23 protein-coding genes are annotated in these 25,447 nt (G+C 69.7%); 18 read left to right on the top strand and 5 right to left on the bottom strand.

All coding sequences use genetic code 11. The features are described from left to right. Positions 1-2 precede the first annotated feature (2 nt). From GXW74_RS07875 to GXW74_RS07930, 12 genes are all read left to right on the top strand, one after another. Positions 3-1,532 carry an ABC transporter substrate-binding protein gene (locus tag GXW74_RS07875; RefSeq protein ID WP_211845934.1) on the top strand — a complete coding sequence of 510 codons (1,530 nt, stop codon included), beginning with the start codon at positions 3-5 and terminating at the stop codon, positions 1,530-1,532. 4 nt (positions 1,533-1,536) lie between these two features. Continuing rightward, positions 1,537-2,490 carry an ABC transporter permease gene (locus GXW74_RS07880; protein ID WP_338148179.1) on the top strand — a complete coding sequence of 318 codons (954 nt, stop codon included), beginning with the start codon at positions 1,537-1,539 and terminating at the stop codon, positions 2,488-2,490. Continuing rightward, a complete protein-coding gene (locus GXW74_RS07885) occupies positions 2,490-4,346 on the top strand; it encodes a dipeptide/oligopeptide/nickel ABC transporter permease/ATP-binding protein (RefSeq protein WP_211845935.1) in 1,857 nt (618 codons plus the stop codon). Before GXW74_RS07880 ends, GXW74_RS07885 begins: the two co-directional genes overlap by 1 nt. Next, positions 4,343-5,332, top strand: a complete 990-nt coding sequence (locus tag GXW74_RS07890; RefSeq protein WP_211845936.1) for an ABC transporter ATP-binding protein — start codon at positions 4,343-4,345, stop codon at positions 5,330-5,332. Before GXW74_RS07885 ends, GXW74_RS07890 begins: the two co-directional genes overlap by 4 nt. A 22-nt stretch (positions 5,333-5,354) precedes the next feature. Further along, entirely contained in the window at positions 5,355-6,050 is a 696-nt protein-coding gene (locus tag GXW74_RS07895; protein ID WP_211845937.1) for an SDR family NAD(P)-dependent oxidoreductase, read from the top strand. After that, positions 6,047-6,322: a (2Fe-2S)-binding protein gene (locus GXW74_RS07900; RefSeq protein WP_211845938.1), complete on the top strand. Its 276-nt coding sequence runs from the start codon at positions 6,047-6,049 to the stop codon at positions 6,320-6,322. Before GXW74_RS07895 ends, GXW74_RS07900 begins: the two co-directional genes overlap by 4 nt. Next, entirely contained in the window at positions 6,319-7,701 is a 1,383-nt protein-coding gene (locus GXW74_RS07905; RefSeq protein WP_211845939.1) for an FAD-dependent oxidoreductase, read from the top strand. The genes GXW74_RS07900 and GXW74_RS07905 overlap by 4 nt, the downstream gene beginning before the upstream one ends. Continuing rightward, positions 7,698-8,816, top strand: coding sequence for an NAD(P)/FAD-dependent oxidoreductase (locus GXW74_RS07910; RefSeq protein WP_211845940.1), 1,119 nt, complete (start codon positions 7,698-7,700; stop codon positions 8,814-8,816). The genes GXW74_RS07905 and GXW74_RS07910 overlap by 4 nt, the downstream gene beginning before the upstream one ends. Positions 8,817-8,921: 105 nt before the next feature. Beyond that, positions 8,922-10,481 carry an ABC transporter substrate-binding protein gene (locus GXW74_RS07915; protein ID WP_211845941.1) on the top strand — a complete coding sequence of 520 codons (1,560 nt, stop codon included), beginning with the start codon at positions 8,922-8,924 and terminating at the stop codon, positions 10,479-10,481. A 58-nt stretch (positions 10,482-10,539) separates the two neighbouring features. Beyond that, positions 10,540-11,478 carry an ABC transporter permease gene (locus GXW74_RS07920; protein ID WP_211845942.1) on the top strand — a complete coding sequence of 313 codons (939 nt, stop codon included), beginning with the start codon at positions 10,540-10,542 and terminating at the stop codon, positions 11,476-11,478. Continuing rightward, positions 11,475-12,344: an ABC transporter permease gene (locus tag GXW74_RS07925; protein WP_211845943.1), complete on the top strand. Its 870-nt coding sequence runs from the start codon at positions 11,475-11,477 to the stop codon at positions 12,342-12,344. The genes GXW74_RS07920 and GXW74_RS07925 overlap by 4 nt, the downstream gene beginning before the upstream one ends. After that, positions 12,341-14,170, top strand: a complete 1,830-nt coding sequence (locus GXW74_RS07930) for an ABC transporter ATP-binding protein (RefSeq protein WP_211845944.1) — start codon at positions 12,341-12,343, stop codon at positions 14,168-14,170. The genes GXW74_RS07925 and GXW74_RS07930 overlap by 4 nt, the downstream gene beginning before the upstream one ends. Before the next feature lie 29 nt (positions 14,171-14,199). Here GXW74_RS07930 and GXW74_RS07935 read toward each other — a convergent pair whose 3' ends face one another. The 5 genes from GXW74_RS07935 to GXW74_RS07955 all read right to left on the bottom strand — a co-directional run bounded on the left by GXW74_RS07935 (position 14,200) and on the right by GXW74_RS07955 (position 18,760). Then, positions 14,200-15,264, bottom strand: coding sequence for an ABC transporter ATP-binding protein (locus tag GXW74_RS07935; protein ID WP_211845945.1), 1,065 nt, complete (start codon positions 15,262-15,264; stop codon positions 14,200-14,202). Next, positions 15,261-16,127 carry a carbohydrate ABC transporter permease gene (locus GXW74_RS07940; protein ID WP_211845946.1) on the bottom strand — a complete coding sequence of 289 codons (867 nt, stop codon included), beginning with the start codon at positions 16,125-16,127 and terminating at the stop codon, positions 15,261-15,263. Before GXW74_RS07940 ends, GXW74_RS07935 begins: the two co-directional genes overlap by 4 nt. Next, positions 16,124-17,017, bottom strand: a complete 894-nt coding sequence (locus tag GXW74_RS07945; RefSeq protein WP_211845947.1) for a carbohydrate ABC transporter permease — start codon at positions 17,015-17,017, stop codon at positions 16,124-16,126. Before GXW74_RS07945 ends, GXW74_RS07940 begins: the two co-directional genes overlap by 4 nt. A gap of 7 nt (positions 17,018-17,024) precedes the next feature. Further along, a complete protein-coding gene (locus GXW74_RS07950; RefSeq protein WP_211845948.1) occupies positions 17,025-18,377 on the bottom strand; it encodes an ABC transporter substrate-binding protein in 1,353 nt (450 codons plus the stop codon). 185 nt (positions 18,378-18,562) lie between these two features. Then, on the bottom strand, positions 18,563-18,760 hold the full coding sequence (locus tag GXW74_RS07955; RefSeq protein WP_211845949.1) for a hypothetical protein: 198 nt from the start codon (positions 18,758-18,760) through the stop codon (positions 18,563-18,565). A gap of 216 nt (positions 18,761-18,976) precedes the next feature. On the opposite strand from GXW74_RS07955, the gene GXW74_RS07960 reads away from it, so the two are divergent. The 6 genes from GXW74_RS07960 to GXW74_RS07985 are packed head-to-tail and all read left to right on the top strand — an operon-like array spanning position 18,977 to position 25,436. Then, positions 18,977-20,506 (top strand): ABC transporter substrate-binding protein, encoded by a 1,530-nt coding sequence (locus GXW74_RS07960; protein ID WP_246523056.1) that lies wholly within the window; start codon positions 18,977-18,979, stop codon positions 20,504-20,506. Further along, positions 20,503-21,510, top strand: a complete 1,008-nt coding sequence (locus tag GXW74_RS07965) for an ABC transporter permease (RefSeq protein ID WP_211845951.1) — start codon at positions 20,503-20,505, stop codon at positions 21,508-21,510. Before GXW74_RS07960 ends, GXW74_RS07965 begins: the two co-directional genes overlap by 4 nt. Continuing rightward, positions 21,507-22,397 (top strand): ABC transporter permease, encoded by an 891-nt coding sequence (locus tag GXW74_RS07970; protein ID WP_211845952.1) that lies wholly within the window; start codon positions 21,507-21,509, stop codon positions 22,395-22,397. The genes GXW74_RS07965 and GXW74_RS07970 overlap by 4 nt, the downstream gene beginning before the upstream one ends. After that, positions 22,394-23,422, top strand: coding sequence for an ABC transporter ATP-binding protein (locus tag GXW74_RS07975; protein ID WP_211845953.1), 1,029 nt, complete (start codon positions 22,394-22,396; stop codon positions 23,420-23,422). Before GXW74_RS07970 ends, GXW74_RS07975 begins: the two co-directional genes overlap by 4 nt. After that, on the top strand, positions 23,419-24,408 hold the full coding sequence (locus tag GXW74_RS07980) for an ABC transporter ATP-binding protein (protein ID WP_338148180.1): 990 nt from the start codon (positions 23,419-23,421) through the stop codon (positions 24,406-24,408). Before GXW74_RS07975 ends, GXW74_RS07980 begins: the two co-directional genes overlap by 4 nt. Continuing rightward, entirely contained in the window at positions 24,405-25,436 is a 1,032-nt protein-coding gene (locus tag GXW74_RS07985) for a C45 family autoproteolytic acyltransferase/hydolase (protein ID WP_211845954.1), read from the top strand. The genes GXW74_RS07980 and GXW74_RS07985 overlap by 4 nt, the downstream gene beginning before the upstream one ends. Positions 25,437-25,447 lie beyond the last annotated feature (11 nt).

The raw sequence follows: 25,447 nt of genomic DNA on the forward strand, positions 1-25,447 counted from the left end.
GCATGGGTCCGTCCGCCTCCCGTCGCGCCGTGCTGGCCGGCGCCGCCGCCTCGGCGATGCTGCCTTTCCTCCGTGTCCCCGGCGCGCGCGCGGCAACGCCCGGCATGCTGACCTTCGGCCTTTCAAGTTTCCCGCCGAGCATCCAGCCCTGGGCAAACACCGGCACGGCGGCCGCGACGGTCAAGCTGATGATCTATCGCGGCCTCACCTCCTATGCACCGGACGGCTCGCTGCGCGGCGAGCTCGCGGATTCCTGGGACCGTGTCGGGGCTACCGGCTGGGAGTTCAGGCTGCGTGACGCCCGCTTCCAGAACGGCGAGAAGGTCACCTCCGCCGACGTGAAATGGACCATCGAGCAGATCGCCGGTGAACGCTCGACCGCCTATTTCCGCGCCGAGATGCAGGGCGTCGAACGGGTGGAGACGCCCGACGACCGCACGGTGCGCATCATCATGAAGAACCCGGTCGCGACGCTGCCGGTCTGGATGGCGTCCTACCACCTGCCGATCATCTCGCGGAACTCGCCGCGCGGCAGCTTCGTCGGCGCGGGCCCCTTCATGCTGAAGGCGCAGGAGCGCGGCGTGTCGCTGGAGCTCGAACCCTTCTCCGGCTTCCACCGTGCCGGCCTGCCCAAGCTCAAGGGAATCCGTGCCGTCGCCTATGCCGACGAGAATCTGCGCGTCGCCGCCTTGCGTTCGGGTGACGTGGACCTGATCGAATACGTGCCGTGGCAGGCGATGGACGCGATCGCCGCCGACCAGTCGCTCAAGCTGGACACGGTGGACGGCGCCTTCATGTTCCTGGTGTTCAACGGCAGCCGGCCGCCCTTCAACGATGCAAGGGTGCGCAGGGCCGTCGCGCACGCCATCAAGCGCGACGAGCTGGTGCGCGCCGCCTTCTTCGGGCGTGGCTCGCCGCTCATGCAGCTGCCGATCGCGGAATCGAGCCCCTTCTACAATCCGGAGTACAGGGAAGGCTGGAAGTATGATCCCGACCTTTCCAAGCGCCTCCTGGCCGAGGCCGGGCATGCCAATGGCCTGTCCTGCTCGCTGCTCTCCACGGCGCAGTACGGCATGCACAAGGACACGGCCGAGGTGGTGCAGCAGCACCTTGCCGCCGTCGGCATCCGCGCCGAGCTGAACCTTCCCGACTGGGCGACGCGCGTGGCGATCGGCAACCGCGGCCAATACGAGATGGCGGTGATGGGCACGGCGGCGGACAGCAACGATCCGGACGGCATCGCCAACTTCGTCGACGGTTCGCTCGCGCCGTCCTATGTGCGCAGCTACGGGTTGAAGATCGACCGAATCACCGAGCTCCTGGCCGCCGGGCGCGCCGAGTTCGACCAGGCGAAGCGCCGCGACATCTATCGGCAGATGGAAGGCGTGGCGATCGAGCAGGCGCCGATGGTCGGCCTGACCTGGCGCAGCCAGGGCTACGCCATGCGGCGACAGGTGACGGGATTCCGCAACCTGCCGGGTGCCCTGACCTTCTATTCGGGCCTGACCTTCGAAACCACCGACGTGGCCTGACTACGTGCTGGCCTATGCCGCTCGCCGCCTCGCGGTCTCGGTAGCACTGGTCTGGGTGGTCGCGTCGCTGGTCTTCCTGGTGATCCACCTGATCCCGGGCGATCCGGCGGAGCTGCTGCTGTCCCAGGGCGGCATCGCGCCGGACCCGGCCGCGGTCGAGGAGCTGCGCGAGCGGCTGGGCCTGAACCAGCCGCTCTGGACCCAGTACGTCGCCTATATGGGCGGGTTGCTGAAGGGGGATTTCGGCCTCTCCCTGCAGGATGAGCATCCGATCGCCGACGAGATCGCGCTTCGTCTGCCGCGCACGCTCGAACTCGTGGGCATGGCCGGGGCGATCTCGGTGGCCTTCGGCGTGCCGCTCGGCATGGTCGCCGCACTGCGTGCGGGCGGGCCGCTCGATCGCGCGCTTTCGGCCTGGGCGAGCTTCGCCCTCTCCGTGCCGGTCTTCGTCGTCGGCACGCTCGCGATCCTGGTCCTGGCACAGGAGCTCAGGCTGGTCTCCGCCGGAGGATACGTCCCCTTCGCGCGGGATCCCGTGCGGCACGTCGCGCTGCTGCTGGTGCCCGCCGGCACCATAGCCTTCGGCCTCGGCGCCGTGGTGTTCCGCGTGATGCGGAGTTCGGTCCTCGAAGTGCTTGAGCGGGAGCATGTGCGGGCAGCGCAGGCGCGCGGCGTCTCGCCGGCCGCCATCATCCGCCGCCATGTGGTGCGCAATGCGCTGACGCCGGTGGTCACCGTCGTCGCGCTCCACCTCGGCACGCTGCTCGGCGGCACGGTCCTTGTGGAGTTCGTGTTCAACTGGCCCGGTCTTTCGGGCTATCTGGTGCGGGCGGTCGAGGCGCGCGACTACCCGGAGGTGATGGGCATCGTGCTCGTGATCTCGTCCCTCTTCGTCCTGCTGAACTTCGTGGTCGACATGCTCTACGCGGTGATCGACCCGCGTGTCAGGCACGGCTGATGCGGCGGATCGGGCTGCGCGCCCTGGCGGTCCCGGGTCTGATCTCGCTGGCCATCCTGCTGGTCGCGGTGGCGGTGCCGCTGCTGCCTCTGGCTGACCCTGTGCGACAGGACGTCGCCAACCGGCTGGCAGGGCCGTCGGCCGCGCATTGGCTGGGGCAGGACGAATACGGGCGCGACGTGCTCTCCCGCATCCTCTGGGGTGCGCGGGTCTCGCTCTCGGTCGCCTTCGCGGCGACGGCGGTCGCCGCGGTGATCGGAACGCTGCTCGGCATCCTCGGCGGGTATTTCCGCGGCGTGGTCGAGCTCGCCACCGTGCGCGTGGCCGAGATCGTGCTGTGCTTCCCGCCGCTGCTGCTCGCGCTGCTCGTGGTGACGCTGCTCGGGCCGGGCGCGGGCACGCTGATCTTCTCGCTGTCGATCCTTTTCGCGCCCGGCTTCGCGCGCGTTGCCTATGGGGAGACGCTCTCCGCCCGCGCGCTCGACTACGTCACGGCGCAGGAGGCGCTTGGCGCGCCCACCGGGCGCATCCTCGTCCGCACCCTGCTGCCCAACATCGCGGCGCCGCTGATCGTGCAGTTCTCGCTGACTGTCGCCTCGGCGATGGTGCTGGAGAGCGGCCTCTCCTTCCTCGGCCTCGGCGTGGTGCCGCCTTCGCCTTCCTGGGGGCTGATGATCCGCGGCGCGCGCGCCACCATGGAGCAGGCGCCGCTGCTGCTGGCCTGGCCGTGCCTCGCCCTGACGCTGACGGTGCTGCTGCTGAACCTGCTGTGCGACCGGCTGCGCGATGCGCTGGATCCGCGCGGCCGAGCAGCGGGACGCCCTGGCTTCCTGCGTCGCGTCCTGGCGCTGCCTGCCGCAGCGGCGCCGGGCGCATCGGTCCCTGGCCTGCTGGCGGTGGAAGGGCTGACGTTGCAGGTGCCAGGCCCCGCCGGTCCGGTACAGGTGGTGCGCGATGTCGGCTTCAGCCTGGCTCCAGGGGAGACGCTCGCCATCGTGGGCGAAAGCGGCTCCGGCAAGACGCTCACCGGGCTTGCGATCATGGGCCTGCTGCCGCCGGCGGTCACGCCGGTCGCCGGTCGCATCCTCTTCACCGGGCGGGACGGCTCCGTGCGCGACCTGCTTCGTCTGCCGGAGCGCGAGATGCGGCGGCTGCGCGGCCGCGACCTGTCCATGATCTTCCAGGATCCGTCGAGCAGCCTGAACCCTCTCGTCCGCATCGGCGTGCAGGTCGCCGAGAGCCTGCGCGCGCATGGCGTGGCGGAAGGCGTGAAGGGCCGCGTCGTCGCGCTGCTGCGCCAGGTCGGCCTGCCCGACCCGGAGCGGCAGGCCATGGCCTATCCGCATGAGGTCTCGGGCGGCCAGCGCCAGCGCGTGATGATCGCCGCAGCCATCGCCAACCACCCACGCCTGCTGCTGGCGGACGAGCCGACAACGGCACTCGACGTCACGGTGCAGGCGCAGATCCTCGCGCTGCTGGCCGCGCTGAAGCGTGCCGAGGGCGTGATGGGCATGGTTTTCGTCACGCACAACCTGGCCGTGGTCGCCGACATCGCCGACCGCGCGGTGGTGATGTATGCGGGCGAGGTGGTGGAGGAGGGCCCGGTCGCCGAGCTCTTCGCGGCGCCGCGCCATCCCTATACCGCCGCGCTCATCGCCAGCATGCCGGAAGGAGAGGCGGACCGCCTGACCGCCATTCCAGGTGCCGTGCCGCAGCCATGGGCCATGCCGGCGGGCTGCCGCTTCGCGCCGCGCTGCGCGATGGCGATGGAAGCCTGCGGCGCGACCTCGCCCGCGCTGGCGGAGATCGCGCCGGGCCGAGCCACGCGCTGCCTGCGCTGGAAGGAGATGGCATGAGCGCCGCGCGCGAACCGCTGGTCCGGGGCGAGGGGCTGACGCGCGCCTTCCGGCGGCGCGCGGGGCTGTTCGGCCGCGGCGTGCCGGTGATGGCGCTGCGCGGTGTGGATGTCGCCGTCCATCGGGGGGAGGCGCTGGGCGTCGTCGGCGAATCCGGTTGCGGCAAGAGTACGCTCGGCCGCGTCCTGCTGCGTCTCATGCCGCCGACCGATGGGCGGGTGCTGTTCGAGGGCGAGGACCTCGCGCAGCAGACGGCGTCGCGCCTGCGCGTGCTGCGACGGCGCATGCAGATGGTCTTCCAGGATCCCTACGGCAGTCTCGATCCGCGTCGCACGGTGGGGGCGCAGATCGCGGACGGCATGGTGATCCACGGCCTCGCGCGAGGCGGAGAGGCGCGCGAGAAGGTGGCGGCGCTGCTGCGCCAGGTCGGTCTCGACCCGGATCATGCGCGGCGGCTGCCGCATGAATTCTCCGGTGGGCAGCGGCAGCGCATCGCGGTCGCGCGCGCTCTCGCGACGCAGCCCGACTTCATCGTGGCGGACGAGCCCGTCTCCGCGCTGGACGTCTCCATCCAGGCGCAGGTGGTGAACCTGCTGGCGGATCTGCGGGCTGAACTCGGCCTTGCCCTGCTCTTCATCAGCCACGATCTGCACGTGGTGCGTCACCTGTGCGACCGCGTGGTGGTGATGTATCTCGGCCATGTCATGGAGCAGGGGCCGGCGGCCGAGCTGTTTCGCGCGCCGGCGCATCCCTACACGCGCGCGCTGCTGGCCGCGACGCCGTCCCTGCGGCATCGCGGAGGAGCGGCGAATCCGTTGGTGGGCGAAGTGCCGAGCATCGCCGCGCCGCCCTCGGGTTGCGTCTTTCGCACGCGCTGCGCGATGGCGCAGCCGCGCTGCGCGGAAGGTACCCCGCCGCTGGCGCCCATGCCCGGCGCTCCCGCGCGCCAGCTCGCCTGTCATCGCGCGGCGGAACTCGCGCCATGATGGCATCAGGAGGACTGCGTCGATGATGGATCCGACCGGCCGTGTGGCCATGGTCTCCGGCGCCACGCGCGGTATCGGGCGAGCCGTGACCGAGCGCCTGTTGGCCGCCGGCTACGCTGTCAGCGCCGGCGTGCGCGATCCGGCGCGTCTCGCGCCGCACGACCGTCTGGTCGGCCATGCCTTCGATGCTGCGACCGCGGGCAGCGCCGAAGCCTGGGTCGCCCAGACCCTGGCACGACACGGCCGGATCGACGCCCTGGTGAACGCCGCAGGCATCAACACGCGCGGCACGCTGCTCGATTCCGACGAGACGGCCTTCGACGCGACGTGGACGGTCAACGCCAAGGGACCGATGCGTGTGATCCGCGCCGCCTGGCCGCACCTCGTCGCAGGCGGGGAGGGGAGGGTGGTCAACATCTCCTCCCTTTCGGGCAAGCGCGTGCGCAACGACAACCTCGCCTATGCCATGAGCAAGTTTGCCGTCATGGCGCTGACGCAGGAGGTCCGCCGGCTGGGCTGGGAGCACGGCGTCCGCGCCACCGCCGTCTGCCCCGGTTTCGTGGACACGGACATGACGGCCCATGTGACCAAGGTCTCGCGCGGCAGCATGTCGCGTCCCGAGGACATTGCCGCGCTGATCGAGGCGGTGCTGCGCCTTCCCAACACCGCGACGGTGGCGGAGCTGCTGGTCAATTGCCGGCACGAGGATACGCTGTGAAGCTGGTTCGCCTGCGCGATGCGTCCCGTCCGCGCATCTCCCTGACGCTGGAAGGCGCGCCGATCGAGGCACAGCAGGGCGATACGCTGCTGACGGCGCTGCTCGCCGCGGAGGCGGGGCATCTGCGGGTCAGCGAGTTCGGCGATGGCCCGCGCGCCGGCTTCTGCCTGATGGGTGCCTGCCAGGATTGCTGGGTGTTCGTCGAAGGCATGGGCCGCGTGCGTGCCTGCGCGACGCTCGCGCTGGAGGGCATGGAGGTCCGGCGCGGATGAGGGTCGTGGTGGTCGGTGCCGGCCCCGCCGGGGTGCGCGCCGCGGAGAAGCTGGTGGCGGCGGGCCTCTCGCCCATCTGGGTCGACGAGGCGCCCGATGGGGGCGGGCGGATCTATCAGCGACCGCCGCCCGGCCTCGAGCGGGATGCGCGCACGCTCTACGGCTTCGAGGCGAAGCGGGCGGAGGCGCTGCACGCGACGCTCGATGCGCTGAAGCCGCGCAGCGAATGGCGGCCGGAGACCTTCGTCTGGCACATCCGGCCCGGCGCGCGCGAATTGCACGTCCTGCACCGCGGGAGACAGGAGAGGATCAGCTACGACGCCGCCATCCTCTGCACCGGCGCCATGGACCGCGTCATCCCCGTGCGGGGATGGACGCTGCCTGGCGTGACGACGCTGGGGGCCGCGCAGATCGCGTTGAAGGCACAGGGCTGCGGCATTGGGCGCCGCGTGGTGTTCCTGGGTACCGGGCCGCTGCTGTGGCTGGTCGCGTACCAGTATGCGAAGGCGGGGGCCGATGTGGCTGCCGTGCTCGATACCACGAGCTTCGCGACTAAGGTTGCTGCGGTGCCTGGTCTGCTGCGCGGCGGCGCGACCTTCGCCAAGGGACTCTATTTCATCGCCTGGCTTCGGCGCCGCGGCATCCGGATCGCGGAAGGGATCACGCCGCTGGAGATCCAAGGCGATGCGAATGGCATCACGGCCGTGACATGGCGCGACGCGGCGGGAAGGGATTGCCGCGAGGTCTGCGACGCCGTCGGCATCGGCTGGGGGCTGAGGCCCGAGGCGCAGCTCGCCGACCTGGCCGGCGTGCCGTTCCGCCATGATCGGCTGCAGCAAAACTGGGTGCCCGTGCGGGACGGGGCCGGCAGGACGCCGGTCGCGGGCATCTACCTCGCCGGGGACGGCGCCGGGATCGGTGGCGCGGAAGTCGCCGAGCTCGCCGGGACACGCGCGGCCCTGGCGCTCCTGGAGGATGCCGGGCACCGGGTGGATGCGGCGGAGGCCGCGCGGCTGGAGGGCAGGCTCGCCGGTCAGGCGCGGTTCCGCGCGGCGCTGGAGCGTGCCTTTCCGTTCCCGGCTGCGCTCGCCCGCGCGCTCGCCGACGATGTTATCCTCTGCCGCTGCGAGGGTCTGCGCGTGGGCGAGCTGCGCGCTGCGGCGCGTGCGGATGCCGCCACCGGCCCGGCACCGGAGATGAACCGCGCCAAGGCCTTCACGCGTGTCGGCATGGGCCGCTGCCAGGGGCGCGTCTGCGGCGCGGCCGCCGCCGAGGTGCTCGCAGCCGAGCTCGGCTGCGATGTCGCCGAGATCGGTCGCCTGCGCGGTCAGCCGCCGGTCAAGCCCATTCCGATACCCGCCGCGGTGAACGCGCCATGACCACAGAGTGCGACGTACTGATCCAGGGCGGCGGTGGCGCGGGCTGTTCCGCCGCGCTGCACCTTGCGCAACGCCGCGCGCGGGTGGTGTTGCTGGAGCGCGGCCTGGTCGGCGGGCAGGCCTCCGGCGTCAATTATGGCGGCGTGCGGCAACAGGGCCGGCACCCGGCGGAACTGCCGATCGCGCGGCGTTCGCGGGAGATCTGGGGCCGGCTGAAGGGCCTGGTCGGCACGGATGCGGAGTTCACCGTCACCGGCCATCTGAAGCTCGCGCGTGATGAGCGGGAGGAAGCGGATCTCGTCGCCTACCTCGATATCGCGAAGGAGCACGGGCTGCCGCTGCGCATGGTGGGGCGCAACGCGATCCATCGGGAGTATCCCTGGCTTGGACCGAAGGTGCTCGCCGGCTCATTCGCGCCGGAGGACGGCGCGGCCAATCCGCGGCTCCTTGCGCCCGCGCTGGCCAATGCCGCGCGCGCCGCGGGTGCGGTGATCCGTGAGCACGCCGAGGTGGTTGCGCACCACCACGACGGCGCGCGTTTCACGCTCCGCACCAAATCCGGCGAAGCATTCTCCGCGCCGCTGCTGCTCAACATGTCCGGCTACTGGGGGGGGGCCGTCGCTGCCGCCTTCGGCGAGCCGGTGCCGGTCGCGCCGCTCGCACCGAACATGATGGTGACGGAGCCGGTGCGCTACTTCATCGAGCCAAACATCGGCGTCGTCGGCGGCAATGTCTATCTGCGCCAGATTCCGCGCGGGAACATCATCCTCGGCGGCGGGCATGCCGAATGCGACCCATCCTTGCCGTGGACGCGGCCGCTGCCCGAGGTGACGATGGAGGCGATGCAGCTCGCCGTGGAACTCGTGCCTGCGCTCGCCGGCACGCAGGTGATCCGCTCCTGGAGCGGCATCGACGGGCAGATGCCGGACCGCATTCCGGTGATCGGTCCGAGCGGCACGACGCCGGGCCTGTTCCACGCCTTCGGCTTCTCGGGCCACGGCTTCCAGCTCGGACCCGCCATCGGCGCGATCATGGCGGAGCTCGTGCTCGACGGCCGCACCGATGTTCCTCTCGAACCGTTCCGCATCGGACGCTTCACGTCCGGTTCCGGCTGATCCCGACTGCGCGTCACGCTTGCGTCGTCGTGGGGCGCGTGAAAGTATTTCTTCCGGCGTGGCGGGCCAGGAGCGATGGCGCGCCATCCACGCAGGAGAGGCAGAATGATCAAGCGTTTCGTGGCCGCGGCCGCCCTCGGTGGCGCGCTCGTTCTGGGTTTGCCGGCAGGCGCATCGGCGCAGCAGACGACGCTGAGGGTCGGCATCGCCTCGGCGGATGCGGGCGTGCTCGATCCCCACCTCAATTCCTCCACGCCGGGTCGCGGCTTCCTGCAGTGGATGTTCAACGGCCTGGTGCGCATCAAGCCCGGCGAGCTGTCGCCGGAGTTCATGGAGCCTGACCTCGCCGAGCGGTGGGAATCCTCGCAGGACGGCAAGACCTGGACCTTCCATCTGCGCCGTGGCGTGCAGTGCCATGGCGGCTTCGGCGAGTTCACCGCGGAAGACGCTGTGTTCTCGCTGAACCGCGCGGCGACGCGCGACACCTCGACCTTCTCCTCCGACTACGTCGCCTTCGACCGCGTGGAGGCGGTCGATCGCTACACCGTCCGCATCACCCTGAAGAACACCATCCCGAGCCTGCTCGGCGCGGTGATGAACTACGCGGGCGGCTTCCAGGTCTGCAAGGCTGCCGTGGAGCAGATGGGCAATGAGGGCTTCCGCCGCCGTCCGATCGGCACCGGGCCATTCGCCTTCGCGGAGTACGTGCCGCAGCAGTATGGCCGCCTGGTCGCCAACGACCAGTATTTCCGCGGCCGGCCCCAGATCCGGGAGGTGATGTACCGCTTCATTCCCTCCGACGCGGCGCGTGACCTCGCCTTCCAGTCGGGCGAGCTTGACATGATCTACGGCCGCCAGGACCAAACCTGGTTCATGCGCACGCAGCAACTGCCGAATGTCCGCGTGGTGGCGATGCAGCCGGCCGAGATGTCGGTGATCCACCTCAACATGAGCATGCCGCCGCTGAACGACATTCGCGTACGGCAGGCGATCGCGCATGCGATCAACCGGGACCAGATTGTCCAGTTGCGCGGGCCGAACACCTCCGTCACCGCGCTCTCAGTGGTGCCGCGGGGCTACCTTGGTCACAACGAGGCGGCGCCACTGCTGCCGCCTGACCCGGCGCGCGCACGTGCCCTGCTCGCCGAGGCCGGCCATCCCAACGGCATCACCATCCGCGCCATCCACACCACACTGCCCGGCATGATGAGCGTGATGGAAGGCGTGCAGGCGCAGCTCCGCCGCGCCGGCATCACGCTGGAGATCACGCCGGTCGAGCACGCCACCTTCCACCAGCAGATCCGGCAGAACCTGAGCCAGGTAGTGCATTTCCAGGCGGCGCGCTTCCCGGTGGCGGATGTCTACCTGACGCAGTTCTTCCACTCGCGCTCGATCGTCGGTACGCCGACGGCGGTGACCAATTTCTCCCATTGCCGCGTGGCTGATGCGGAGATCGACCAGGCCCGCGGCGAGACCAACCGGGAGCGCGCCATCGCTCTCTGGCGGACGGCGCAGGAGAAGATCGTACGCGAGGTCTGCGCCGTGCCGGTCTACGAGCAGATGCAGCTCTGGGCCTACCGCACGAACCTGGATTTGGGCTACGAGCTGCGCGCCTCGCTGAACCTCGCGCCGCCGCTACTCGAGACCACGCGCTTCACCCGCTGAACGTGGCCGGCTGGGACGAGTTCGGCCCCGGCCGCCGCATGTCCAAGGCTCCGCCGCCATGAGCGCCTTCATTGTCAAGCGGCTCGGCTTCGCCGTCATCACGCTCTGGGCGGTGCTGACCCTCGTCTTCTTCATCGTCCGGGTCGTGCCCGGTGATCCGGCGCAGGTCGTGCTTGGCGATCAGGCGACGGCCGATGCCATTGCGGCCATGCGCGTGCGTCTCGGCCTCGATCGACCGCTGGTGCTGCAGTACGCGGAATTCCTGTTCGGCGCGCTGCGCGGCGACTGGGGCATTTCCCTCGTGACCGGCCGCCCCGTGCTTGTCGAGGTGATGGACGTCCTTCCCTGGACGCTCGAGCTGACGGTAGCGTCGCTGTTCATCGGCGCGATCATCGGCATTCCGCTTGGCGTTTGGGCCGCTGTGAACCGCAACCGCATCCCGGATTATGTGACGCGGCTTGCCTCTCTGCTGGGGCTGTCCTTCCCGGCCTTTGTCTCCGGCATCCTGCTGCTGATCCTCTTCGCCATCCAGCTCCGGTGGTTCCCGGTGATCTCGGCACAGGCGGAGGGCGTCGGCGGCTGGCTGCGCGCCCTCGCGCTGCCGGCCTTCAACCTCGGCCTGATCATGGCGGCCTACATCACGCGCGTGACGCGCTCGGCGATGCTGGAGGTGCTGTCGGAGGACTTCGTGCGCACCGCCCGCGCCAAGGGCGTGCCATGGCGGGTCGTGGTGTGGCGACATGCGCTGCGCAACGCGCTGATCCCGGTCATCACCATCGTCGGGCTTTATCTCGGCGTGCTGATCGGCAATTCCGTGCTGACCGAGATCGTCTTCAACCGCCCGGGCCTCGGCAAGCTGATCGTGGGCGCGCTGAACCAGCGCGACTACACGATGCTGCAGGGCATGATGGTGATCTACACGCTGGTGGTGATCGTGGTGAATCTCCTGACCGACCTTGCCTATGGGGCGGCGGATCCTCGGGTGAAGCTGAAATGAGCGCCACCGCCCGGCCGCGCAATGCGGCGATCGCCGCGACGATCCGCGCCTTCAACGCGAACAAGACGTCGTGGTTCGGCCTCGGCGTCTTCATCCTGGTGGTGGCGCTGGCGATCCTCGCGCCCTGGATCGCGCCGAACGATCCGATCGAGCAGGACATCTTCTCCAAGCTGCAGGGGCCGTCCTCGACCTATCCGCTCGGCACCGACTATTTCGGGCGCTGCATCCTGTCGCGCCTGCTCTATGGCGCACGCTACTCGCTGCTGATCGGCGTGGTGTCGACCTTGGCCGCCATGCTGATCGGATCGACCATCGGTATCCTCGCCGGATGGCATGGGGGGCGCTTCGACGTCATCGTCATGCAGGCGATGGACGTCATGCTCGCCTTCCCGGCGCTGATCCTCGGCCTGATCATCGTCGCGGTGCTCGGGCCGACGTTGACGAACATCATCGTGGCGATCGCCTTCACCTCCATTCCGGCCTTTGCCCGCATCGCCCGCGCCCCGACCATCTCGGTGAAGGAGCGCGAATACGTCGAGGCCTGCCGTGCTCTCGGCTTTTCCGATGCACGCATCATGTTCCTCCACATCCTTCCCAATATCTTCGCCGAGATCCTCGTCATGTCCTCGCTCTGGCTGGCGAGCGCCATCCGCACGGAGGCGTCGCTTGCCTTCATCGGCCTCGGCCTCAAGCCGCCGACGCCGACCTGGGGCGGCATGATCCGGGAAGGCTTCGAGAACATCCTCGACAGCTACTGGCTGGCGCTGGCGCCGGGCACGGCGATCCTGGTCGTCGTCTTCGCGCTCAACCTGCTGGGTGATGGTCTGCGCGACGCGGTTGACCCCAAGCTGAAGGGCGAGCAGTGATCCCCCCTGTCCTCAGCATCCAGGGCCTGACCACGTCCTTCCGCGTGGATGGGGTGTGGCGCCCGGTGGTGGAGAATCTCTCCTTCGACGTAGGCCCGCGCGAGACGGTTGCGATCGTCGGCGAATCCGGCTCGGGCAAAAGCGTCACGGCGCTGTCCACCATGCGGCTGCTGCCGGCGGCGAATTCGCGTGTCGAGGGGCGCATCCTGCTGCAGGGCCGCGATCTGCTGGCCTTGCCCGAAGCGGAGATGCGTCAGGTGCGCGGCAACGACGTCGCGATGATCTTCCAGGAACCGATGACGAGCCTGAACCCGGTGCTCACGGTCGGCTTCCAGGTCGCCGAGGCGCTGGTCTATCACCGCGGCATGAACCAGGCGGCAGCAGAGGCGGAGGCGCTGCGGCTGTTCGAGCGCGTGCGCATCCCGGCGGCGCGGTCGCGCTTCCACGAATACCCGCATCGCTTCTCCGGCGGCATGCGTCAGCGCGTGATGATCGCCATGGCGCTGGCCTGCAAGCCGAAGCTGCTGATCGCGGACGAGCCGACCACCGCGCTCGACGTCACCATCCAGGCGCAGATCCTGGAACTCGTGAAGATGCTTCAGGAGGAGGAGGGGATGTCGGTCCTCTTCATCACCCATGACATGGGGGTGGTGGCGGAGATCGCCGACCGCACGGTGGTGATGTACAAGGGCCTCGCGGTCGAGGAAGGCCCGACCGCCGAGGTCTTCCGCGCCCCACGCGCGCCCTATACACGCGCGCTGCTCTCCGCGGTGCCGGAACTCGGTTCGATGGCGGGCCGCGCGCGCCCGATGCGCTTTCCCGTGGTGGATATCGTCACCGGTGGGTCGGACCAGCCCGTCGAGGTGCCGGATACGGTGGCCGCCGCGGAACGCCCCTTGCTCGAAGTCTCGAACCTCGTGACGCGCTTCGACATCCGTGGCGGCATCCTCTCCCGCGTGACCGGCCGCGTGCATGCGGTGGAGAGTGTCTCCTTCTCGCTCCACGCCGGAGAAACGCTCGCGCTGGTGGGTGAGTCCGGCTGCGGGAAATCAACCACGGGTCGGTCGATCCTCCGTCTCGTGCCGCCGAGTGCGGGACGGATCATGTTCGAGGGTAAGGACATCGCCTCGCTCGGCCGCACGGGGCTGCGCGCCATGCGGCGGCGCATGCAGATGATCTTCCAGGACCCCTTCGCCAGCCTCAATCCGCGCCGCACGGTCGGTGCCGCACTTGCCGAGCCGATCACCGTGCACGGACTTGCCGGCAAGGCGGAGGCACGCGAACGCGTGGCGGAGCTGCTGCGCAAGGTCGGGCTGTCCCCGGACATGGCAAGTCGCTACCCGCACGAATTCTCCGGTGGCCAGCGCCAGCGCCTGTGCATCGCGCGCGCGCTGGCTCTCGAGCCGCGGCTGATCGTGGCGGATGAGGCGGTTTCCGCACTCGACGTCTCGATCAAGGCGCAGGTGCTGAACCTGATGCTCGACCTCCAGGCCGAGCTCGGTCTCGCCTATCTCTTCATCTCCCACGACATCGCGGTGGTGGAGCGCGTCAGCCATCGGATCGCCGTCATGTACATGGGCGAGGTCGTGGAGATCGGCCCGCGCGCGGCGATCTTCGAAGCGCCGCAGCACCCCTACACGAAGCGCCTGATGGCCGCGGTGCCGGTGCCCGATCCGGCCCGCCGCGCCATGCGGCGCGGGCTGTCCAACGACGAGATCCGCAGCCCCGTCCGGGCGCCGGATTTCGTGCCACCCGTGCGGACCTATCGGGAGGTCGCTCCTGGCCACGTCGTGCAGGTCGCAGGCGAGGAATGGGACCGCGCCTAGGCGCGGCGTCCGCGCCGTGCCACCCGAGGTCAGGCGGTCAGCGCCCGTCCCGTGGATGGATCGAAGAGGTGGACATGGCCAGGGTCCGGCCGCACCGCCACCACATCATCGATCGCGGCGCGGTGGCTGGCGCGCACTTCCGCGGTGACGCGGATCTTCGGGGCGATCTCCACCTCGATCAGCCGCTCGCTGCCGATGAGCTCCACCATCCACACCTTGCCGGGGATCGCACCGGCATCACCGGGTTTTGCCATGCTCACGTCCTGTGGTCGCACGCCGAGCACCACCTCGCTCGGCGCGCCCGGCGGCAGGGGCACCGGCAGCGGCGTGCCGGCGACGGTCAGCACGTCGTCCTTCACCTGTGCCGGGATCAGGTTCATCGGTGGCGTGCCGATGAAGCCCGCGACGAAGAGGTTGGCGGGCCGGCCATAGACCTCCTCCGGCGTGCCGATCTGCTGCACCACGCCCTCGTTCATCACCACGACCAGGTCGGACATGGTCATGGCTTCGAGCTGGTCGTGCGTGACGTAGACCGTGGTGGTGCCGAGATCGAGGTGGAAGCGACGCAGCTCCCCACGCATTGCCGCGCGCAGCTTGGCATCGAGATTCGACAGTGGCTCGTCCATCAGGAAGATGTCCGGTCGCCGCGCCATGGCGCGTCCGAGCGCGACACGCTGCCGCTGCCCGCCGGAGAGCTGCTTCGGCTTGCGCAGCAGCAGGTGCGCGATTTCCAATACCTTGGCGACGGCGCCGATCTTCGCCTGCCGCTCGGCCTTCGGCGTGCGGCGCACCTCGAGCCCGTAGCCGATGTTCCTGGCGACATCCATGGTCGGGTAGAGCGCGTAGCTCTGGAACACCATGGCGATGTTGCGCTCGCCGGGCGGCAGCGTGTCCACGCGGCGTTCGCCGAAGCGGATCTCCCCGGCGGTCGCCTTCTCCAACCCCGCGATCAGCCGCAGCAGCGTCGTCTTGCCGCAGCCCGAGGGGCCGAGCAGCGTGACGAATTGCCGCGACGGCACCCGCAGGTCCAGTGCCTTGAGGACATTGTTGCTGCCGAAGGACTTGGACAGTCCCTGAACGACGACATCCGTCATCCCTTCACCGCCCCCGCGCCGAAGCCTGCCACCAGGTGGCGTTGCATGAAGCCGAACAGGATCGCCATGGGCAGCGTCATCAGCACGGACGACGCCATCATCAGTCCCCAATCCACATGCGTGCCGTCGAAGAAGTGCATCACGCCGACGGTCAGCGGCAGGTTCTCCATGGAGTTCATGAACACCCGCCCGAACAGGTAGTCGTTCCAGGACACGATGAGCGAGAAGATGCTCGCCGCGATGATCCCCGGCAGCGCCACAGGCAATACAATCTGGCGAAACACCTGCAAGCGCGATGCGCCGTCGACCAGCGCCGCCTCCTCGATCTCGATCGGCACGCCGCGGAAGAAGGCCCACATCAGCCAGAGGCAGAAGGGCAGGGTGATGCAGACATAGCCGAGGATCAGCGAGAACAGCGTGTCCGTCAGCTCCAGCGAGACCATCGTCAGGAACATCGGGAAGACGAAGATCACGCTCGGCACCATGTAGCCGAGGATGGCGATGTAGGGCACCGAACGCTGCCCCCAGAAGCGGAAGCGCGTCAGCGAGTAGGCCGCGAGCGTGGCGACGGTGATCGAGATGATGGTCGATCCGACCGAGACGATGATCGAATTGGCGAACCAGGTCAGGAAATACGCCGAGGGCGGCACGCCCGCGCCCGGCGCGCTGGCCACCGAACCGCCAAACAGAAGTTCATGGTAGCTCTCGAAGGTGATGTTCTCCGGCCACAGCGTCGGCGGCCAGCGGAAGATCTCGTCCTTCGGCTTGAGGCTGGTGGAGATCGCCCAGAGCAGCGGAAAGCAGACCACGAAGGTGATCGCCCCGAGCACGGCGTAGAGGATGGCTGCGACCCAGGGTCTCATGCCGCCTTGTCCTCCCGTCCGAAGCCCGAGACGCGGATGTACAGCATCGACCCCGCCAGCAGCAGCAGCAGCATGATCACCCCCGCCGCCGCGCCGACGCCCATGCGCAGGTTCGCGATGGACTGGTCGAAGGCGTACAGCGCCAGGTTGTAGGTCGAGGTCCCGGGTCCGCCGCGCGTCAGCAGGTAGATCTCCTCGAACTTGTTGAAGGTCCAGATGGTGCGGAAGACGATCACCACCGCCAGCACCTCGGCGAGCTGCGGCAGGGTGATGTCGCGGAAGCGGCGCAGGGCGCCGGCGCCGTCGACCTTCGCGGCGTCATACAGCTCCGTCGGGATGGTCTGCAGCCGCGCCAGCACGACGATCACGACGAAGGGCGTGTACTTCCAGACGTTCAGCAGGATCGCACTGGCCATCGCCATGCTGGGTGTCGAGAGCCAGGCGATCCGTTCGTCGATCACGCCCGCGGACATCAGCAGGTGGTTGACGATGCCGATCTCGGAATTGAACAGCCAGCGCCAGTTCAGCGCAATCACCACCGTCGGCACGATGTAGGGGAACAGCAGCAGCCCCCGGAAGGCGTTCATGCCCTTCAGCGGCTGGTGCAGCAGCAGCGCCAGCCCGACGCCGATCAGCGCCTGCAGCACGGTCGACCAGCCGGTCCAGACCAGTGCCTGATAGAAGCTCTCCCAGAAGAGCGGGTCGTCCAGCACGAACAGGTAGTTGTCCAGCCCCACGAAGGGCTGGTCGTCCGGCCGCAGCGGGTTGTAGCGGACGAAGGATAGCCGAACCGCCTCGGCGATCGGCCAGACGAGAAAGACGCCGACCGCGATGATGAGGGGGAGCATGAACAGCACCCCCACCTGACGGTCGCTGAGGCGGAACTTCACCGGGCGTCTATCCCAGCAGGCGCCGGTTCTCGCGGCGGATGTCCTCGAACTGGCGATGGCCCCATTCGACCGCGGCGCGCGGGTTCTCGTTGTTCACCAGGATGCGCTGCGCGACCTGCGACCAGACATTGCGCCCGTGCCCGATGCCGGCGAGCGGGTTGATGCCCTTCTTCACCTCCAGCCCGGAGTTGCAGGCATGCGGCACGAAGCCGGTGAAGATCACGTCCACGCTGCGCCGCTTCGCCTGGTACATCGGGTGGTTCACGATGCCCGGCGCCGAGGCCTGGTCCTTGAACACCGGCCCGACATTGGGGAAGAGGCTGGTGGAATAGCGCACCATCCATTCGGTGTTGTTCATCACATGGGCCATCGCCTCCTTCGCCTCGCGGATGAAGGGGTTGTTCTGGCGCGGCATGATGAAGCCGTTGATGTCGGTCCAGGACCAGCGCGCGCCGGTGCGCGGATGGGCCGGGTTCAGGTAGTATTCCATCTTTTCGTAGATCGGCTTCGCCTCGTCGAAGGCGCGGCCCATGGTACGGCCCCAGTAGAAGCTCGACCCGGTGCGGCCGGTGACGTGCTGGTCCACCACCTGCAGGAAGCTGAACTCCACCGCCGAGCGCGGCATGGTGCCGTAGAGCTCCTTGATGAACTCATAGGCCTCGATCGTCGCCGGGCTGTTGAAGGTGGTCTCGAAGTTGCGCGACGGGTCCCAGGTGAGCCCGCCCGCCTGCCAGATCAGCTGCTGGATGTGATAGTCGCCGCAGAGGTTGCGCCCCAGCGCCATGGTGAATCCGGCGCTGCCTTGCCGCTTCTGCTGGATGGCCTTTGCGCCGTTCAGCAGGTCGGTCCAGGTCCAGTTGGTGGGGTCCGAGAGCCCCGCCTCCTGCCGCGCATCGTCCTGCATGATGAAAAGGCAGCCCTGGTGATGCAGCGGCACCGCGTATTGCGTGCCCTTCCAGGTGCCGAAATCATCCACCGTGAATCCGTCCACCAGCCGCTCGCGCGCGCGGATCGCCTGGTTCACGTCCTGCATCGGCTCGAGCAGCCCTTCGGCCGCGAGCTGATAGGCGATCGGGCTTTCCACGCTGATCAGCGCCGGCGGACGTCGCGCCGCGAGGTCGGTCGCGAGCTTCGTATAGACCGCATCCCAGGCGATCTGCTCGGACTCGAAGCGCAGTCCCGGCGCATTGCGCTGCGCCCATTCGTTCATGCCGTTGGTGAAGACGCCGATATAGGGCCCGGGCTCGCCCCAGATCCGCGCCACGCGCTCGCGCGTCTGCGCATGGGCGGGGGCGGCGAGGGTACCGGTGGTCGCAAGCCCGGTGGCGAGGGCAGCACGACGGGTCAGGCGCAGCGTCATTGTCGTTGTTTCCTTCCCGAGGCACGGCCTGTTCGCCCCATTGTGCGGGGTCGCCGGCCGGCATTGCGCGACAGCCTAGGGATCGCAGCGCCCATCGGTCAACGGAGGCCGGCCGGCGCGTCGCGCTCGGGTAGGTGAACCGTCGTGCGGTCTTCTCTTCCGCAACTCCGTCCTGCATCTCTTCGTCATGGACGTCGCGATGCTCCCCCGCACTGGAGCAAGGCGTAGCCGTCAATGCTCGTCAGCGCTGCTTCAGGCACGGCGAGCGGATCCGCCATCAGCACCGCGAGCCCGGTGAGCGCGTCAGGTTCGGACACGTCGCGTCGGTCCTCCTCCGCTGTCAGGATGGCATCCTCATGGGCTGAGGCGCGGATGACGCGCATTGGCGGGAAATCCACGCATATCCCTTCGATCCGGCCGCGGTCGCTCCGGCGCTGGCGCACGCCGGATGCCGCCCGATCCGTGGCATGGTGCTTGCTGTCCGACCTCATGGCACGTGTGGCGAAGCCGGGGTCAAGACCAACCAGGCCGGGCGCGCCGGGAGGCTGGCGGGCATCATGGCACGCAATCGCGGGGAGGCGGGGATGTTGGATCGCAGAATGGTGCTTCTCTCGGGCGTCGGTGTCTTGGCCGCGTCGCGCGCCGCGCGGGCACAGGGCCGGGTGCGGGAGGTGCGGGTCGGCGTCTCGCAGGATGCGCTGACGCTCGACCCCGCGAACCACCGCAACCGCGAGACGCAGACCGTCATCCGCAACATCCACGATGGGCTGCTGACGCGCGACGCCGACATGCGCATCCAGCCGGAGATCGCGGACTCCTGGCGTCAGATCGATGCGACGACCTACGAGTTCCGTATCCGCCCCGGCATCCGCTTCCACTCCGGCGATGCACTGACCGCCACCGACATCAAGTTCACCTTCGACCGGCTCGTGAAGGGCAACGCCATGGGCGGCCAGACCAGCCCGCGCAAGGGCCTGCTCGGCCCGCTCGAGGACACGGTGATGGTGGACGAACGCACCGTGCGCATGGTGTTGCGCGAGCCCTGGCCCATCCTGCCCGCCATGCTCCCCTTCCAGGAGGTGGTGAACAGCCGCCACGTCGAGCGCGTCGGCCAGGAGGGCATGCAGACCCGTCCGGATGGCTGCGGTCCCTTCAAGCTGGTGGAGTGGCGCCGCGGCGAGGCGGTGATCATGGAACGCTTCGCCGAGTACTACGGCGGCAGCACGGAAATCCCGGTTGCCGGCCCGGCGCAGATCGACCGCGCCATCTTCCGCGTCATGCCGGAGAACAGCGCGCGCATCGCGGCCCTGCTGGCCGGCGAGCTCGACATCATCAGCGAGCTGCCGGCCTCTGCCATGCGGCAGGTGGAGGCGTCGCGCAACGCCCAGGTGATGAAGGTGAACGGCACGCGCACCTTCTTCGTCTCTCTGAACCTGGCGAAGAAGCCCCTCGACGATGTCCGCGTGCGCCGCGCGCTCAACCATGCGCTGGACAAGGGTGCGATCATCTCCCGCATCCTCAACAACACGGCGACGCCGCTGCGCGGGGTGATGAGCCCGGATGCCTTCGGCTTCAACCCGGAGCTGCCGGAATACGCCCACGACCTCGCACGCGCCCGCGCACTGCTGGCCGAGGCCGGCGTCGCCCAGGGCACGGAGCTGGTCATCGACACCACCGCCGCGCTGAAGGAGATCGCCGAGGCGATCGCCGCCCTGCTCTCCCGCACCGGCCTGCGCGTGCGCGCACAGATCTGGGAAGGCGCGGTGCTCGGCCCGATGTGGCAGAACGCCGAGCGGCGGCGGGACCGCGACATGTTCCTCACCTCCTGGGGCAATGGCGCGCTCGATCCCTCCGACATCATGCTCCCGACGCTGCGCAGCGGCGGCCGCGGCAACTCCGCCGGTTTCAGCAATGCCGAGGTGGATCGCCTGCTCGACGCGGCGGAGACCGAGGCCGACCAGGCGAAGCGGGCGGACATGTACAAGCGCGCCCAGGCCATCGTGACCGAACAGGCACCCTGGATCTTCCTCTGGCTGCCGCAGGACATCTACGGCGTCGCGCGCCGGGTGCAGAACTGGCGCCCGCAGGCGGACAGCCGCATCAACCTGCACCGCGTGCGCGTGGCTTGACGCTCTCCCGCCTCCTGGAGCGCCTGCTCCACACCCTGCCGGTGCTGTTCGGCGTCAGCCTGATCGTCTTCCTGATGATCACGCTGACGCCGGGCGATCCGGTCGAGATCATGCTCGCCGACAGCCGCGCCACGCCGGAGCAGGCGGCGCAGCTCCGCGCCGATCTCGGCCTCGACCGCCCCCTGGCGCAGCGTTTCCTCGTCTTTCTCGGCAACGCGGTCACCGGCGATTTCGGCATCTCCTTCTTCCATCGCCGGCCGGTCTGGGATGTGATCGCGGAGCGCCTGCCGGCGACGATCGAGCTCACGCTGGTGGCGATCCTGCTGGCCATCGCCGTTGCCATCCCGCTCGGCGTCGTCGCCGCGGTGAAGCGCGACAGCGCGATCGACCGGGCGCTGACGGCGCTCTCCCTGTTCGGCGTCTCGCTGCCGGGCTTCTGGTTCGGCATCCTGCTGATTCTGCTGTTCGCCGTGCAGTGGAGCGTCTTCCCGGTCGGCGGCCGCACGGATTTCGACCTCGAAGTGGCGCGCGTCACCGGCTTCCTGCTGCTCGACAGCCTGCTCGCCGGGCGGCCCGACGCATTCCTCGCCGGGCTGCGGCACCTGGCGCTGCCGGCGATCACCCTCGGCCTGCCGACCGCGGCGCTGCTGGCGCGCGTGGTCCGCAGCGCCATGGCGGAGGTGCTGACCTCCGACTATGTCCTCTTCGCCGAGGCCAAGGGGTTGTCGCGCCGCCGCGTGCTGCTGCGCCATGCGCTCAAGAACGCGCTGATCCCGGTGGTGACGGTCGCGGCCATCGAGACCGGCTCGCTGCTCGGCGGCAACATGATCGTCGAGACGGTGTTCGGCTGGCCCGGCCTCGGCCGATTGGTGGTGGAGAGCATCTTCGCCCGCAACTACCCGCTCGTGCAGGCGGCGGTGCTGCTCTACGCGGTCACCTACGTGATGCTGAACTTCACGGCGGATCTCCTCTACACCGCGCTCAACCCGAAGGTGCGGCTGTGAGCGCGACGCTCACCGAAGAAGCCCCGGTCTCGCCGCTGCGGCTCGGGCTGGAACGCTTCGCGCGCCACCGCACGGCACTTGTCGCTGCCCTGCTGATCCTGATCTTCGTGATCGCGGCGCTCGCTGCGCCCCTGATCGCGCCGCACGACCCCGCCGAGGCGGATCTCTTCCGCCGCCTGCAGCCGCCTGCCTGGCAGGAGGGCGGCGAATGGGCCTTCCCCCTCGGCTGCGATGCGCTCGGCCGCGACATCCTTTCGCGCCTGCTGTATGGCGCGCGCGTCTCGCTGCTGGTCGCCGCGCTGGTCATTGGCATCGCCGCGGTGATCGGCACGCTGGCGGGGCTCGCCGCCGGCTATCTGCGCGGCTGGACGGACACCGTCATCTCCCGCCTGGTCGATACGCTGCTCGGCTTTCCCTACCTGGTCTTCGCCATCGGCCTGATGGCGATGATGGGCCCGGGCCTGCACAACATCGTCCTCGTGCTGATCTACAAGGAATGGGTCTTCTCCTGCCGCGTCGTGCGCGGGGAGACGCTGGCGGCGCGGGAGCAGGACTACGTCGAGGCCGCCCGCGCCCTGGGCTGCGGCACGCGCCACATCATGCTGCGGGAGATCCTGCCCAACGTGCTCTCCCCCGTGCTGGTCGTCGCCACCTTCCGCATGGCCTACGTCATCATCATGGAGGCCTCGCTCTCCTTTCTCGGCCTCGGCGTGCAGCCGCCGACGCCGTCCTGGGGATCGATGGTCGCCGACGGCCGCGACTTCCTGGTGGATGCCTGGTGGGTCTCGACGCTCCCTGGCCTCGCCATCCTCGCGCTCGTGCTGTCCATCAACCTGGCGAGCCAGGGCCTGCGCGACGCCTTCGACCCGCGGCTGCACCACGCATGAGAGCGACCGATGATCGGGGCGCCGAAGGGCGCGGCGAGCTGAATCGGCCGCGCCAGCCGAACGCGCCGCTGCTCCGCGTGCGCGGCCTGCGCACCGTCTTCCCGACGCGCCGCGGCCCGGTCGTCGCCGCCGACGGGGTGGACCTTGAGATCGCGGCCGGCGAGGCGCTCGGCGTCGTCGGCGAAAGCGGTTCGGGCAAGAGCGTCACCTTCCTCTCGGTGCTCGGCCTGCTGCGCCCGCCCGGGCGGATCGAGGGCGGCGAGATCCTGTTCGACGGCCGCGACCTGCGGCGCCTGCCGATGCGCGAGCTTCGCGCGCTGCGCGGACGACAGATGGCGCTTGCCATGCAGGATGCGCTTTCCGCGCTGAACCCTGCCTTCACGATCGGCCAGCAACTTATCGAGACGCTGGAGGCGCATGGCCTGGCGAAGGATGCCCGCGTCCAGGCCGCGGCGCTGCTGACGCGCGTCGGCATTCCCTCCGCCGCCGAACGGCTGGACGACTACCCGCACCAGTTCTCCGGCGGCATGCGGCAGCGGGCGATGATCGCGATCTCGCTGGCCGCGCGGCCCCGGCTGCTGGTGGCGGACGAGCCCACCACCGCACTCGACGTCACCCTGCGCGCGCAGGTGCTCGACCTGCTCGACGAGCTCCGCGAGCAGGACGGCCTGGCGCTGGCGCTGATCACCCATGACCTCGCGGTGGTGGCGGAACGCTGCCCGCGCGTCATGGTCATGTATGCCGGCCAGGTGGTGGAAAGCGGCCCGACCGCGGAGGTCGTCGTCCGCCCGCGCCACCCCTACACGCGCGGCCTGCTGGAAAGCCTGCCGAGGCTGGAAGACCCCGACCGCCCCTTGCACCCCATTCCCGGCCAGGTGCCGGACCTGGCGCGGCTCGATGCCGGCTGCCGCTTCCGCAACCGCTGCTCGATGGCGGTTGCCGCCTGCGCGGGACCGACGCCGCTCGTCGATCTCGGCGACGGCCGTGCCTCCCGCTGCCTGCGCGCCGTCGAGGTGACGCCGTGACGCCGCTTCTTGAGGCCCGCGGCATCCAACGCCGCTTCGATATCCCGCCCGGCTTCCTCGATCGCCTGCGCGGACGCCCCGGGCGCATGGTGCGCGCCGTCTCCGGCGTGGATGTCGCGCTGGCGCGTGGGGAAACGCTCGGCCTGATCGGTGAGAGCGGCTGCGGCAAATCCACTCTCGGCCGCCTGCTGCTGCGGCTGCACGCGCCGACCGGCGGGCGGGTGGTGTTCGACGGCCAGGACATCACGCACCTGCCGGAACCCGCACTGCGCCCGCTGCGCCGGCGCATGCAGATCATCTTCCAGGACCCCTATGCCTCGCTCAACCCGCGGCGGACGGTGCGGGAGATCCTCGCCCTGCCGCTCGCCCTGCACGAGCGCCTGAAAGGCGCGGCGGCGGAGGCGCGCATCCTGCCGATGCTCGACCGCGTCGGCCTGGCGCGGCAGCACCTCGACCGCTACCCGCACCAGTTCTCCGGCGGTCAGCGGCAGCGCATCGGCATCGCCCGAGCGCTGATCCTGAAGCCGGACTTCGTGGTCTGCGACGAACCTGTCTCGGCGCTCGATGTCTCGGTGCAGGCGCAGGTGCTGGCGCTGCTGCGCGAATTGCGGGACGAGCTCGGCCTGACGATGCTCTTCATCTCTCATGACCTTGCGGTGGTGGCGCATCTCGCGGGCCGCGTCGCGGTGATGTATCTCGGGCGGGTGGTGGAGGAAGGGTCGCGCGACGCCGTGGTGAACCACGCGGCGCATCCCTATACGCGCGCGCTGCTTGCCGCCGTGCCGCGGATCGGCACGGCGGGTGCGAAGGGCGCCCGCGCAGCGGCGGGCGACCTGCCGTCGCCGCTCGCGCCACCGCCCGGCTGCGCCTTCCATCCGCGCTGCCCGCTCGCCGGGCCGCGCTGTTCGCGGGAGGCGCCGCGGCTGATGAACCTCACCGGCGCGCATCGCGCCGCCTGCCACCTGCACGACGGAGGCGTCGCGTGACGCTGCTCGTCACACTGCGCGGCGATGCGCGCGCGCGCGGTCGCGGCCAGGCCGAAGCCTGCCCTGATCAGGCGGAGGCCGTGCGCGTCGCCATTCGTGGCCGGCTCGCGCAGGCCCCGGCGTGCACCCCGCGCATGGCGCGCTTCCTCGACGCGCAATGGGATGCGACGCTGCGGTACACGCCGGAAGCGCTCGAGGAGATCGCCGGCATTGCCGAGGGCTTCTCCCTGCCGCCGGAGGAGGTCTTCGACTTCCTCCATCTCGGCTGCCTCGCCGACCTTGCCGCCGCGCCGGCCGACACGGATGGCTGTTCGGCCTTCGTGGCGAACGGCGTGGTGGCGAAGAATCGCGACTTCCGGCCGGAGCATGCCGGCCTCCAGCGCGTCTTCCAGCACGAGGACCCGACCTGGGGTGGTCGGCGCGTGCTCTGCCTCGGTTCGCTTGGCGCGCCGGGCGCGTGGTCCTCGGGGATGAACAGCGACGGGCTGGCGCTGGCCGACACGCAGATCCCGACCGCCGACCATGGCCCCGGCGTGCTGCGCTACTTCCTGATGACCCGCCTGCTCTTCGCCTGCGGCACCGTCGAGCAGGCACTGACGGCCATCGCGTCTCTGCCGCACGCTGGCGGCGGCAGCCTGGTGCTGGGCGACGCCACCGGGGGCGCCGCCGCGGTGGAGCTGCGCCATGGGCGCGTGGATGTCGTGCGCGGCGCGTGGGTCGCGCGCACCAACCACTACACCGCCGCGCCCGATCCCCTGCCGCCGGTCGCGCATTCCGAAGCGCGGCTCACCCTGCTGCGCGCCGCGCTGGGCGGTGACCCCACGCAGGACCCGCATGCGCTGCTCGCGACCCACGCGCCGGTCGCGCTCTGCCGCCATGCACCCGACCCTTCCCCGACGCTCGCCGGCGCCGTGTGGGACTGCGTCGCACGCAGCGCGGCCATCGCGGCCGGCGCACCCTGCTCCACCGCCTGGGTGCGGTTCCTGCCCGACGAGGCGGGATGGCGCGAATTCCACGCCTCGGCGTAAACTCCACGCCA

Source organism: Neoroseomonas eburnea (assembly GCF_018129005.1).
In the GTDB taxonomy this organism is placed as follows: Bacteria; Pseudomonadota; Alphaproteobacteria; order Acetobacterales; family Acetobacteraceae; genus Neoroseomonas; species Neoroseomonas eburnea.